Source organism: Pseudomonas sp. TH06, from assembly GCF_016651305.1.
GTDB lineage: Bacteria > Pseudomonadota > Gammaproteobacteria > Pseudomonadales > Pseudomonadaceae > Aquipseudomonas.
The window spans coordinates 652,320-665,365 of record NZ_JAEKEC010000001.1; the positions used below are offsets into that span (position 1 = coordinate 652,320).

The 13,046-nt window shown below is 62.0% G+C and carries 9 protein-coding genes; 6 read left to right on the forward strand and 3 right to left on the reverse strand.

The window, feature by feature from the left end; genetic code table 11:
• Both cueA and cueR read left to right on the forward strand, forming a co-directional pair.
• On the forward strand, positions 1–2,394 hold the full coding sequence (gene cueA / locus JFT86_RS02985) for a copper resistance metal-translocating P1-type ATPase CueA (protein WP_201235656.1): 2,394 nt from the start codon (positions 1–3) through the stop codon (positions 2,392–2,394).
• On the forward strand, positions 2,391–2,804 hold the full coding sequence (gene cueR / locus JFT86_RS02990) for a Cu(I)-responsive transcriptional regulator (RefSeq protein ID WP_201235657.1): 414 nt from the start codon (positions 2,391–2,393) through the stop codon (positions 2,802–2,804). Before cueA ends, cueR begins: the two co-directional genes overlap by 4 nt.
• Here the strand turns inward: cueR and JFT86_RS02995 are convergent.
• From JFT86_RS02995 to JFT86_RS03005, 3 genes are all read right to left on the reverse strand, one after another.
• Positions 2,758–3,966 (reverse strand): MFS transporter, encoded by a 1,209-nt coding sequence (locus tag JFT86_RS02995; protein ID WP_201235658.1) that lies wholly within the window; start codon positions 3,964–3,966, stop codon positions 2,758–2,760. The two genes, cueR and JFT86_RS02995, sit on opposite strands and share 47 nt — an antisense overlap.
• Before the next feature lie 230 nt (positions 3,967–4,196).
• Positions 4,197–5,093 (reverse strand): PA4780 family RIO1-like protein kinase, encoded by an 897-nt coding sequence (locus tag JFT86_RS03000; RefSeq protein ID WP_122593621.1) that lies wholly within the window; start codon positions 5,091–5,093, stop codon positions 4,197–4,199.
• 341 nt (positions 5,094–5,434) lie between these two features.
• The gene (locus tag JFT86_RS03005) at positions 5,435–6,712 is read right to left on the reverse strand and encodes an acetyl-CoA C-acetyltransferase (protein ID WP_201235661.1); all 1,278 of its coding nucleotides are present in this window, start codon (positions 6,710–6,712) and stop codon (positions 5,435–5,437) included.
• A 174-nt stretch (positions 6,713–6,886) separates the two neighbouring features.
• Between JFT86_RS03005 and JFT86_RS03010 the strand changes: the two genes are divergently transcribed.
• The 4 genes from JFT86_RS03010 to JFT86_RS03025 all read left to right on the forward strand — a co-directional run bounded on the left by JFT86_RS03010 (position 6,887) and on the right by JFT86_RS03025 (position 12,987).
• A complete protein-coding gene (locus JFT86_RS03010) occupies positions 6,887–8,239 on the forward strand; it encodes a 3-oxoacyl-ACP reductase (protein ID WP_201235662.1) in 1,353 nt (450 codons plus the stop codon).
• 2 nt (positions 8,240–8,241) lie between these two features.
• Positions 8,242–9,096 carry a MaoC/PaaZ C-terminal domain-containing protein gene (locus JFT86_RS03015; RefSeq protein ID WP_201235663.1) on the forward strand — a complete coding sequence of 285 codons (855 nt, stop codon included), beginning with the start codon at positions 8,242–8,244 and terminating at the stop codon, positions 9,094–9,096.
• Between the two features lie 515 nt (positions 9,097–9,611).
• On the forward strand, positions 9,612–11,183 hold the full coding sequence (locus tag JFT86_RS03020) for a collagen-like triple helix repeat-containing protein (RefSeq protein ID WP_201235664.1): 1,572 nt from the start codon (positions 9,612–9,614) through the stop codon (positions 11,181–11,183).
• A gap of 133 nt (positions 11,184–11,316) precedes the next feature.
• Positions 11,317–12,987 carry a ShlB/FhaC/HecB family hemolysin secretion/activation protein gene (locus JFT86_RS03025; protein ID WP_201235665.1) on the forward strand — a complete coding sequence of 557 codons (1,671 nt, stop codon included), beginning with the start codon at positions 11,317–11,319 and terminating at the stop codon, positions 12,985–12,987.
• Positions 12,988–13,046 lie beyond the last annotated feature (59 nt).

Genomic DNA, 13,046 nt, shown 5'->3' on the forward strand with positions numbered 1-13,046 from the left:
ATGTCCGAATCCATCACTTTCGATCTGCCGATTGCCGGCATGACCTGCGCCAGTTGTGCCGGGCGTGTCGAGCGGGCCTTGAGCAAAGTCAGCGGCGCCAGCGCCGTCAGCGTCAACCTTGCCACCGAGCAGGCCCGCGTGCAGGCGCCCGGCGACAGCTTGCCGGCGCTGATGGACGCAGTTGAGCGTGCCGGTTACAGCGTGCCGCAACAAACCCTCGAATTGAAAATTGACGGCATGACCTGCGCCAGTTGTGTCGGACGCGTCGAGCGCGCCCTGAACAAAGTCGCCGGGGTGAAAAGCGTCAGCGTCAACCTCGCCAACGAACGCGCGCACCTTGAGTTGCTCGGACAAATCGACTCGCAAACCCTGCTCGATGCCGTCAGCAAGGCCGGTTATTCGGCCAGCGTCTGGCAGGCCGAAAACCCACAGACAGACAATCAGCAACAGCGCCTGCAGCGTGAGCGCTGGGCACTGATCTGCGCGATCGCCCTTGCCCTGCCGCTGGTGTTGCCGATGTTGCTGCAACCTTTTGGCATTCACTGGATGCTGCCCGCCTGGGCGCAATTCGTCCTCGCCACGCCCGTGCAATTCATCTTCGGTGCGCGGTTCTATGTGGCGGCGTGGAAAGCCGTGCGCGCCGGCGCCGGCAACATGGACTTGCTCGTCGCCCTCGGCACCAGCGCCGGTTATGGCTTGAGTCTCTACGAATGGGCGACGGCTGCCGGGCGCATGCCGCATCTGTATTTCGAAGCGTCGGCGGTGGTGATCGCCCTGGTGCTGCTCGGCAAATACCTGGAAAGCCGCGCCAAACGCCAGACCGCCAGCGCGATCCGTGCCCTTGAAGCGCTGCGTCCGGAACGGGCGATCCAGGTCATCGACGGCCGCGAGCAAGACGTCGCCATCAGTGCCCTGCGCCTCAACGATCAGGTGCTGGTCAAACCCGGCGAGCGCTTCCCGGTCGACGGTGAAGTGCTGGAGGGCCAGAGTCACGCCGACGAAGCCCTGATCAGCGGCGAGAGTCTGCCCGTGCCGAAACAACCGGGGGACAAAGTGACCGGTGGCGCCATCAACGGTGAGGGTCGCCTGCTGGTGTGCACCACCGCACTCGGCGCGGAAAGCGTACTGGCGCGGATCATTCGTCTGGTCGAAGACGCTCAAGCGGCGAAAGCACCAATCCAGAAGCTGGTGGATAAAGTCAGTCAGGTGTTCGTGCCGACCGTGCTGGTCCTGGCCCTGGCAACGCTGATCGGTTGGTGGCTGTACGGCGCGCCGCTGGAAACCGCGTTGATCAACGCTGTCGCGGTTCTGGTGATCGCTTGCCCTTGCGCCCTCGGTCTCGCCACGCCGACGGCGATCATGGCCGGCACTGGCGTCGCGGCACGTCACGGCATTCTGATCAAGGACGCCGAAGCACTGGAACGCGCCCATGAAGTCAGCAGCGTGGTGTTCGACAAGACCGGCACCCTCACCTCCGGCACCCCGCGCATCGCGCATTTCAGTGCCGTCGATGGTGATGAAAACACCTTGCTGCAACTGGCCGGTGCTCTGCAACGCGGCAGTGAGCACCCGCTGGCCAAAGCGGTACTGGACGCGGCCGCCGAACGCAACCTGCAGGTGCCGGATGTCAGCGACAGCCAATCGCTGACCGGTCGCGGCATCGCCGGCACGCTTGACGGTCGGCGTCTGGCCCTGGGCAACCGGCGGATGCTGGAAGAAAGTGGTTTGCACGCCGGTAATCTGAGCGAATCTGCCAAGGCATGGGAAGCCGAAGGCCGAACCCTGTCGTGGCTGATCGAACAAAGCCCCGAGCTGCGTGTACTGGGTTTGTTCGCCTTCGGTGACACCTTGAAGCCGGGAGCACTGGAAGCGGTGCAACAACTCGCCGCACGGGATATCCACAGCCATTTACTGACCGGTGACAATCGCGGCAGTGCGCGCGTGGTGGCTGAAGCCCTTGGCATTAAAAACGTCCATGCCGAAGTTCTGCCGGCCGACAAAGCTGCCACCGTCGCCGAATTGAAGAAAACCGGCGTCGTCGCCATGGTCGGCGACGGCATCAACGATGCCCCGGCACTGGCTGCCGCCGACATTGGCATCGCCATGGGCGGCGGCACCGACGTCGCCATGCACGCGGCGGGCATCACGCTGATGCGCGGTGATCCGCGGCTGGTGCCGGCGGCGCTGGAGATCAGCCGCAAGACCTACGCGAAGATTCGCCAGAACCTGTTCTGGGCCTTCGTCTACAACCTGATCGGCATTCCATTGGCAGCGTTCGGCTTCCTCAACCCGGTGCTGGCCGGTGCGGCGATGGCACTGTCGAGCGTCAGCGTGGTGAGCAATGCGCTACTGTTGAAAACCTGGAAACCCAAGGATCTGGAGGAGCACCGATGAACATCGGCCAAGCGGCCCGGCACAGTGGCCTGAGCGCGAAAATGATCCGCTATTACGAGTCGATCGGTTTGCTCAAAGCGGCCCATCGCACCGACAGCGGTTATCGGGTCTACGGCGATGATGACTTGCACACCCTGGCCTTCATCAAGCGTTCGCGCGATCTCGGTTTTTCTCTCGAAGAAGTCGGCAAACTGCTGACGCTCTGGCAGGATCGCCAGCGCGCAAGCGCCGATGTAAAGGCGCTGGCGCGGCAGCATATCGACGAGTTGAACCAGAAGATCCGCGAACTCGGCGAGCTACGCGACACCTTGCAGGATCTGGTCGAGCATTGTCAGGGCGACCATCGCCCTGATTGCCCGATCCTCAAGGAGCTGGCGTCGGGCTGCTGCGCACAACCCGCCCGCGTCTGAGCGCCAGCACCTTCACCGCCAGCAACGTGCCAAGGGGAATGCCGTGGAACAACATGACCACGGCACCCGGCGTCCACCATTGGTAGAACGGCGCGGCAATCAACATGCCGACGCCGAACCCGGTCATTTGCAGCAACGTCAGGAAACTGAAGATCGGCAGGCGCAGGTGTTCCGGTTCGCGTTGCAGCCGCGACATCAGACCGACTTCCGAGAAGCCGTCACCCAGCCCCGCCGGCAATGAGAACAGCAGTAATCCGTAGAGACTGTGCTGTTGAAACATCAGAATGAAACCGCAGGACATCAGCGCCACGCCGAAGAAAAATCGCCGTTCGAGATTGCTGTTGTCCGAGCCTTTCATGCGACTGGCGATCCGTGCGCCGAGCAGTTTGCCGCTGGCCCACACCGCCAGCATCAGGCCCAGTGTGGTGCTCGCCGACTCTGGCGAGAGCAGCTTCGAGATGATCGGAAAACCGACGTTGTGCGCGGCGCTGCCCAAGGTGTCGGCCATCGTCACGGCAAGCATCGCGGCAATCACCGGGGCACTGCGCAGGCCTTGCTTGAGGGCTGACCATTCGCCGCGCTCGGGCTCGGAACTGAGGGTCGGGGCCTCGAAACGCAGCGGCACAATCAACAGTGCGGCCAGCAAGTAGGTCAGTGCGTTCAGGGCAAACACCGTTTCGAAACCAAACCCCGCTACCAGCAATCCCGAGACCAGACTGCCGCCGACCATCGCCGCTGAAGAAGCCGAGGTGATCCAGGCGTTGGTCTTGAGCAAGTGTGCGGGCTCGATCAAACGCGGCAACTGACTGTTGAGACCGATGGCGAACATCGAATTGCCGAAGCCCAGTCCGAAGGCAATCAGCGGCAACAGCAGCGCTTGCTGGCTGACCGGCACGATCAACAACAGACCAAGCACTGCGGCGCGCAACAAATCGAAGGCAATCAGCGGCGAACGTCCGCTCCAGCGCCGATAAAAACGCGTGCCGATCAGGCTGGCGAAAATCCCGCCGCCGACGCGACTGGCGAGGAAGATCCCGACGCTCATGGCGCTGTTGCTAAGCAGATAGACGTACGTGGCCAGCGCGACCATGTTGAGGAAGGCGCCGAAATCGGAGATCAGCCGGGCGGTGACGATCAGGCGGGCGTTGCGGGGGGTAGTCACATTCAGTCCTTGAGTGTGCGGAGGCAGACAAGATTCCCACACACATTTCAAGAACACCACAGATCCCTGTAGGAGTGAGCCTGCTCGCGATAGCGTCGGCACCATCAACCTCTCTGTCGACTGAACCACCGCTATCGCGAGCAGGCTCACTCCTACGGGAGATTTTTGTTGTCCTTTTTAATGCGCGGGCACAAAAAAACCCGGCCGAAGCCGGGTTTCTCTTTAAACGATCACTGCATCCACGGCGGAGGCGGTGGCTCGTCCGACTTGCCCTTGGGCTCGTCATCTGCTGCACGAATCGCCTGCTTGCGCTCTTCGTCCAGCCGCGCCGCTTCGATTTCGCGCAGTACCCCGCCGACATCGGCCAGATCCTCCGGATCATCGAACTCGCCGGTCAGCACACTGGCCGGGTGCAAGGTGCCGGCTTCATACAACGCCCACATTTCCTTGGCGTATTTGGTCTGCTTCAGCTCTGGCGCAAAACGACCGAAGTACGAAGCCATGTTGCCAACGTCACGCTCAAGCATGCTGAACGCGTGGTTGTTGCCCGCCGCATCCACCGCTTGCGGCAGGTCGATGATGACCGGGCCGGTCGGTGTCAGCAGCACGTTGAACTCGGAGAGGTCACCGTGCACCAGACCGGTACACAACATCAGCACGATCTGCGAGATCAGGAACGCGTGATACTCGCGTGCCTGATCCGGCTCCAGCACCACGTCGTTCAGACGCGGCGCGGCATCGCCGAATTCGTCGGCCACCAGCTCCATCAACAATACGCCGTCGAGGAAGTCGTACGGTTTTGGCACGCGCACACCGGCACCGGCCAGACGGAACAGCGCCGCCACCTCGGCGTTCTGCCAGGCATCCTCAGTCTCTTTACGACCGAACTTGGAGCCTTTGGCCATCGCTCGAGCCTGTCGGCTGTTGCGAACCTTGCGGCCTTCCTGATACTCGGCCGCCTGGCGGAAACTACGTTTGTTCGCCTCCTTGTAGACCTTTGCGCAACGTAACTGATTGCCGCAGCGCACCACATAAACAGCTGCTTCTTTACCACTCATCAGTGGGCGCAGCACTTCGTCGACCAGACCGTCCTCGATCAGGGGTTCAATGCGTTTTGGAGTCTTCATCAGCTTTTATTGTGGGTCCTTTATTACCAAACACGCGAATGTCACTCGTTATACGGCAATCCTCGCGTCACGGGGAGGGGTTGCCGACCTGTGAACCTTGAGAATGCACACACTGTGCCGAAAATCTGACCGCAGCGAATCATAGCCGAGGCGGTGGTAAATGTTGCTGATCGGTGTTGAGGGCATTTGCGACAGAATCTGACATCCGCCTGTAAGCGTCCTTGAACATGCCCAAATAAACCTGTGGGAGCTGGCTTGCCAGCGATGGCGATATCCCGGTCAATAAAAATATTGAATCTGATGGCCTCATCGCGGGCAAGCCCGCTCCCACAGGATCCGGTTTATCTTTCGATGATTGCGGTGACGCCTTGCCCACCCGCGGCGCAAATCGAAATCAGCCCGCGCCCCTTGCCCGCCGCATCCAGCAACTTCGCCATGTTCGCGACAATCCGCCCACCCGTGGCGGCAAACGGATGCCCCGCCGCCAGCGAACTGCCTTTGACATTGAGACGGCTGCGGTCGATCGACCCGAGCGGCGCATCCAGGCCCAAACGGGTTTTGCAGTATTCGGGATCTTCCCAGGCCTTGAGTGTGCACAAAACCTGCGCAGCGAACGCTTCATGAATTTCGTAATAATCAAAATCCTGCAAGGTCAGCCCGTTGCGCGCCAATAATCGTGGCACCGCGTACACCGGCGCCATCAGCAGGCCCTCGGCCCCGTTGACGAAATCCACCGCCGCCGCTTCACCATCGCGCAGGTAAGCGAGAATCGGCAGGCCACGCTCTTTCGCCCATTCCTCACTGCCGAGCAGCACCACCGAAGCGCCGTCGGTCAATGGCGTGGAGTTGCCCGCCGTCAGCGTGCCTTTTGCGCTTTTTTCGAAGGCCGGTTTCAGCGACGCGAGTTTTTCCAGGGTCAGGTCCGGGCGCAAATTGTTGTCGCGCGTCAGGCCGAAAAACGGGGTCATCAAATCGTTGTGCCAGCCTTCGCTGTAGGACGCGGCCAGTTTGTGATGGCTTTCCAGGGCCAGTTGATCCTGATCCTCGCGGGGAATCTGCCAGGTCTGCGCCATCAGCTCACAGTGCTGGCCCATCGACAGGCCGGTGCGCGGCTCGCCATTGCGCGGGAATTCCGGGATCAGGTGCCTGGGGCGCAATTGCAGGAAGGTCTTGAGTTTGTCGCCGGTGGTCTTGGCGCGGTTGGCTTGCAGGAGGATCTTGCGCAGGCCTTCGCTTACGCTGATCGGCGCGTCCGAGGTGGTATCGACGCCGCCAGCGATGCCACTGTCGATCTGGCCAAGGGCGATTTTGTTCGCCACCAGCAGCGCCGCTTCCAGGCCGGTGCCACAGGCTTGCTGGATGTCATAGGCCGGGGTCGAGGGTGACAGGCGCGAGCCGAGCACGCATTCGCGGGTCAGGTTCATATCTCGTGACAATTTAAGCACCGCGCCTGCCACGACCTCGCCGATGCGCTGGCCGTGCAGGTTGTAGCGTTCGATCAGGCCTTCGAGGGCGGCGGTGAGCATCGCCTGATTGCTGGCGGTGGCGTACGGTCCGTTGGAACGGGCGAAAGGGATACGGTTACCGCCGATGATCGCGACGCGGCGCAGCTGACTCATGAAAAGCTCCTTGTTAGGTATCCAGATTTACAGACCCTGTGGGAGCTGGCTTGCCAGCTCCCACAGGGTCAGTGGTCTACTCTGCTGTTCTAGCGTAGGCCTTATTGCGTGGATCGAACGATTGATTGCCGTTGGTAGTCCACACTTTGAACCCCAACTTTTGGAGAGCGTTCCATGTCTGACCGCTATATCGACTTCGCCAACTCGTCCATCGGCCATCGTCTGGTCGGTGCTCTTGGCCTGCCGGCGCCGGTGCGACTGGAGCGCTGGCAGGCCGGACGCCTGCGGCCGGTGGAGGGTGCGCTGCTGATCGGTGGCGGGCCGCTGGCCGAACGCGTGAATGCCTTCGCCAACCGTTTGACCGAGGGGATTTACCGCTACGGCGAGCAACCGGCGAGCGCCACCGAATGGATTCCGGGCCTTGGCCCGAAACTCAAGGCTGTGGTGTTCGACGCCAGCCATCTGCAACAGACCGATCAGCTCAAACAGCTGCGCGAATTCTTCCAGCCATTGATGAAAAACCTCGAATCCAGCGCGCATCTGGTGATCCTCGGCCGCGCGCCGGAAACCCTCAGCGATCCGTTCGCCGCCAGTGCACAACGGGCGCTGGAAGGTTTCTCCCGTTCGCTGGCCAAGGAATTGCGCAGCGGCGGCACGCTGCAATTGATCTACGTCGGTGAAGGCGCCGAAGATCAACTCGAAGGCCCGCTGCGGTTTTTCCTCTCGCCGAAAAGTGCTTTCGTTTCCGGGCAAGTGATTCGCCTGACCGCGTGCGCAACGCCGGTCACCGACTGGACGCGACCACTGGCCGGGCGCAAGGCGCTGGTCACTGGCGCGGCGCGCGGCATTGGCGCATCGATTGCCGAGACCCTGGCGCGCGATGGCGCCGAGGTCATCCTGCTCGACGTGCCGCCGGCCAAGATTGATCTTGAGGCCCTCGCCGCACGCCTCGGCGGCCGCAGCATCACCCTCGATATCTGCGCCGAAGACGCTGCCACGCAACTGATCGAACAGTTGCCTGACGGCCTCGACATCCTCGTGCATAACGCCGGGATCACTCGCGACAAGACACTGGCGAACATGACCCCGGAGTTCTGGGACGCGGTGCTGGCGGTCAACCTCAATGCGCCGCAGGTGCTAACCAAAGCCCTGCTCGACAGCGGCACGCTGAAAGATAATGCGCGGGTGATCCTGCTCGCCTCGATCAGCGGCATCGCCGGCAATCGCGGGCAGACCAACTATGCCGCGAGCAAGGCTGGCTTGATCGGTCTGGCCCAGGCCTGGGCACCGACGCTGCTGGAACGCGGCATCAGCATCAACGCCGTGGCGCCGGGATTCATCGAAACGCAGATGACCGCGCACATTCCCTTCGGCCTGCGTGAAGCCGGACGGCGCATGAGTTCCCTCGGCCAGGGCGGCTTGCCGCAAGACGTCGCCGAGGCCGTCGCATGGCTGGCGCAACCGGGCACCGGCGCATTCAGCGGGCAGGCGCTGCGAGTCTGTGGACAAAGTGTTCTGGGGGCCTAGGCATGAGCATCGAATGGCACGCACTGGATCGCGAACCGGGTCTGCCCGGTTTGTATGCGCGGGCGGCAACACGACGCAAGATTACCGGCACGCAACTGCCTGACAGCGGCTTGCGCTGCTGGGTCGATGTCGATGGCAAACGCCTGGCGGACTATCGCAAGGTCTGCGGTTTTACCGACGACGGTCTGCTGCCGCCCACTTATCCACACATCCTCGCGTTTGCCTTGCAGATGCAATTGCTCACGGCGAAGGATTTTCCGTTTCCGCTGCTGGGACTGATTCATCTGAGCAACCGCATTCGCGTGTTGCGGCCGATGGGCGGGATCAGTCGGGCGCAAGTCAGCGTGCGCGTGACTAATCTGCAACCGCATCCCAAGGGCGCGACGTTCGATTTGTTGACCACGCTGGATGATCAGCTCGGACCGTTGTGGCAAGCCGAAAGCCAGATGCTCTGTCGCGGCGTGAAGCTTGACGGTGAAGCCGTCGAACAGCATTGGCAGCCCACACAAGCGCTGACTGAAGTGGCGCACTGGCAAGCGCCGGCCGACATTGGCCGGCAATACGCCAAGGTGTCGGGCGACTACAACCCGATCCACTTGAGCGCGGCGAGTGCGAAGCTGTTCGGTTTTCCCACGGCCATCGCCCACGGCTTGTGGAACAAGGCACGCACGCTCGCGGCGCTGGCGAATCACTTGCCCAAGGCCAATCTGGAAGTCGCGGTGCACTTTCGCAAACCGGTGCGATTGCCGAGCGAGGTGACATTGCTGGCAAGCGAAGCGGGCTCCAGTGGCGAATTGCGGCTGGTGGGTGCCGGGGATCTGGAGCATATGGTGGGGAATTGGCAGCCGATCGCCTGACTCCAAAGGTGGGTGGCAAACACAGCAATTGTGCGAAGGAAAACTCCGTGGCGAGGGGATTTATCCCCGATCGGCGGCGCAGCCGTCGTAAAAGTTTTGCACCCAATGCCTCTGACCAACCCCGCTCCCAAGTTTTGGGGCGGCTTCGCCACCCATCGGGGATAAATCCCCTCACCACAAAAGCGCCCTGTCACCACAGCGTTTTCAACGCACTCGAGACTGGGGCTGACCTGTAAATTGTGTATATATCACTTAAGTTTTCCCGCTCCTTGCAGCAGCCCTCGACAAACACCAGGCCTTGATTCCCAAGGCTTTTTTTTGCGCGTCTATACCGTGAGTATTAGTCCTTAGGCTCTGAATTTCACTTTATATATAAAGGCGTTAATACCAACTTGAGAATGGTCGGCTCCCTGCCCCCGGGCTGAGATTGACACAACGGACGAGGCATCACCGGCGACAGATCGGTGAGCCATCGAAGGCAACGAACGTTGTGACAGGTGCAAGGAATCTCGATCATGAAAACTCAAAACGTGTGGTGCAAATCAGCAATCGCTCTGGCATTGATTCTCTCCCTCGGCCTCGCCGGTTGCAGCAGCGGCGGTGGCGGCCATCACAGCAGCTCCGGCAGTTCTTCGCCGGACAGCAGCACCGCCGGCACGGGCGGCACTGGAGGTACTGGAGGCACAGGTGATACCGCCGGTACTGGCGGAACCGGTGGTACTGGTGGCACGGGAGGCACTGGCGGAACGGGCGGCACTGACCCGACCAATCCAACCAACCCGACGGATCCGACTAACCCTACTAATCCGACCAACCCAACCACCACACCTCTGGTGACCACCACGCTGGTGCAGGATGTCGGCAAAACCGTCAGCGGCGTCGGCGATGGCGTGGGTCAAATTGGCGACTCTTTAAGCACCGTACCTGTGGTCGGTGGCGTGGTGCAGAGCGTGGCCAACACGACTGGCAACGTCGTCTCTACTTTGGGTGACGGCGTGGCGAATGGCATCGGCAAGCTGGGCACGACCGACAATGGTCTGGGCGTGACAGCCTCTGCGGTCGGCGGTGTGGTCTCGGATGTCGGCGACGGCGTTTCGGATCTGAGCGGTAAACTCGCCACCGCCACCAGCAGCGTTCCCGTGGTTGGCGGTGTAGTCACCAAAGTGGCTCCGGTACTCAATGGCGTCGGTGAGAAAGTCACCATGCTCGGTGACACCTTGAGCACCGCCACCACCACTGGCCCGCTCGGCTCGTTGACCAAAAGTGTCGGTAACGGACTGGTGCCGGTGATCGCCATGGTTGAAAGCACCACCGACAAAGTCGGCGATGCCTCCGGTCTGGGCGACCCACTCAAAGGCGTGATCCAGAAAGTCGGCAGCACCGTGGACGGTGTCGGCGACAAGGTGACTGATGCCGGCAACGGCAACGCGCTGACCAACACCCTCGGCGGTGCTTTGAGTAACACAGGCACCGCCGTCGGCAAGGCTGGCGGTCTGGTATCCAACGGCACCGGGTCCGGTACTGGCGGCGGGGTCGGCGGTGGACTGGGTGGCGGCCTCGGCGGCACGGGTCTGTTGCAAACCGTGGGCGGCGCAGTGGTCAACGTCGGCACAGGCTTGAACGCCGGCAATACCAACGGCGTAGTGAGTGCCGGTGGCGTTACCGCAGGCGGACTGGGTAATACCATCGCTTCGCTGAACACCGTACTTGGCGGTTCTGGCTCACCGATCACGGCATCGACTTCGCCACTGGCCACTGTCGGCGCCACCGTCGGTGCAGGCCTGAATCCAGTCACCAGCGCCGTCACCAATGTGACTCAGCAAGTCGGCGCCGCTACGGGTCTCGGCTCGCCAGTCGCCGGGCTGACCGGTCAGGTCGGCGGTGCGGTGAGCAATCTGGGCGGCGCGATTGCCGCCACCAATAATCCGGTTACCGTAGCTGTCGGAGGCCTGGTCAACAATGTTGGCGGTACCGTCGCAGCGGTTGGCGGCCTGGTCAACGGCGGCACCGCAACCGGCGGCACCACAGGCGGTCTGGGCGGTGTACTCGGCGGCCTGACCGGCGCCCTGGGAGGCAACAAACGCTAAATTGCACCTGGCCGATTCGACGGCCTCACCTACAGCGCCTACGCTTGGTTGAGGGCGGAAGATTCCCACGAGTCTTCCGCTTTTTTCTTAGGAAAAAACAGCCTTGAGCTGCGACCTGACCACGGAGTGTCCTATGCGCGTTATGGCGTCCTTGCTGTTCCTCAGTCTCAGTTCCGCTGCCCTCGCCGACACCCTCCCGAGCTTTCTCAACAGCAACGAAACCATCCGCAACCTGCCCGTGCCGAACCTGCCGGCCGACGCCTATCGCCCGGCCGCCGCGCCGCTGCAAGTGCCGGAGCCCGGTGCGGCGGCCGCGCAACCGTTGATGATGAGCACCAAGGTCAATCTCAAAACCGTGCAGATCGAGGGCGGCACGATCTATCCGCTGAACGAGTTGGCCGACAATTACAAACCGCTGATCGGCCACCAGACCAACCTCGCCGAGCTGATCGAAGCGACGCGCAACATCACCCGCCGCTATCAGCAGGACGGCTACCTGCTGTCCTACGCATTTTTACCGCAACAGAATTTCGACGACGGCGTTGCCCGCGTCGTGCTGGTCGAAGGTTACGTGCGCGACGTGCAGTTGCAGGGCGATGTCGGCCGGGTCAAAGGCCTGCTCGACAAACTGTCGGCAAAAATCCAGGCCGAACGGCCGCTGACCCGCAAGACGTTCGAGCGCTACACCACGTTGATGACGCGCATCCCCGGTGTGACGATCCAGGCACAAGTGCCACCGCCGGGCACCACCGACGGTGCAACGACACTGGTTGCCCAGGCCAGCCGCAAACCGTTCACCAGCACCTTGAGTACCACCGAAGACAACCGCAACGGCACGCAGGCATTGCTTGGCGTCAGCAGTAACTCGCAAACCTCGATGGGCGAGCAAGTGTCCCTCAGCGGCCTGTTCCCCCCGGGTGACGACCACGAACATTACTATCGCCTCGACTACAGCCAGTTCCTTGATGCCGAAGGCACGCAACTCGCGCTGTCCGCTTCACGCTACCGTGCCGACCCGGGCACCAACGTGCTGCTGGACAACGGCCTGCAACTCAAGCCGCACCGTGAGAACGACCGCTATTCAATCGGCTTCACCCTGCCGCTGATCGCCGCTTCCAACGAACTGCTGACCGCCGGAGCGCGGCTGTACGCGGTCAATGACAAGACTCGCTACAACGTCATCGGCTTCCCGCTGAGCGTCGAAGAGCGCACCGACATCCGCGCCCTCGCCTTCGAAAGCGACTGGCGCAAGGCCGATGCCCGGCAACTGCGGATCCTCAGCGGTGGCGTGTACCAGGGCCTGGACAGCATGGGTGCAAAAACCAACAACAACGCCATCGACCTCGACTTCTTCCGCGTGCGCCTGTCCGGCGTGCAGAGCGACAAGTTCTTCGACAACTGGCAAGGCGTGCTGTCGGCCGCGCTGTACTGGAGCGACGACACCCTCCCCGACAGCGAACGCGCGGTGTTCGGCGGGCAGAATTTCGGTCGCGGTTACCCCGATGATCAGGCGTCGGGCGACAAGGGCTGGGGGGTGGCTTACGAGGTCAACTACAGCTTCAATCGCGACGGCAACTGGGTGCGCATCCTGCAACCGTACGTGGTGCTCGATCGTTCGCGCAGCTGGTTCAATGAATTGCCGGTGCAGGCCAACAACCTGTCGTCGGCGGCGGTGGGTTTGAGATTCGGCGACGCCAAGTACTACAACATTGCGCTGGAAGCGGCGAAGGCGATGTCGGATGAAGCGCTGGACACGTTCAATCGCCGGGCGCGTTACAGCATCAGTTTCAGTTATCAGTTGTAGAAGGTGCGGCGCTTGTCAGACCGTTTTCGCGAGCAGGCTCGCTCCCACATTTGGAATGC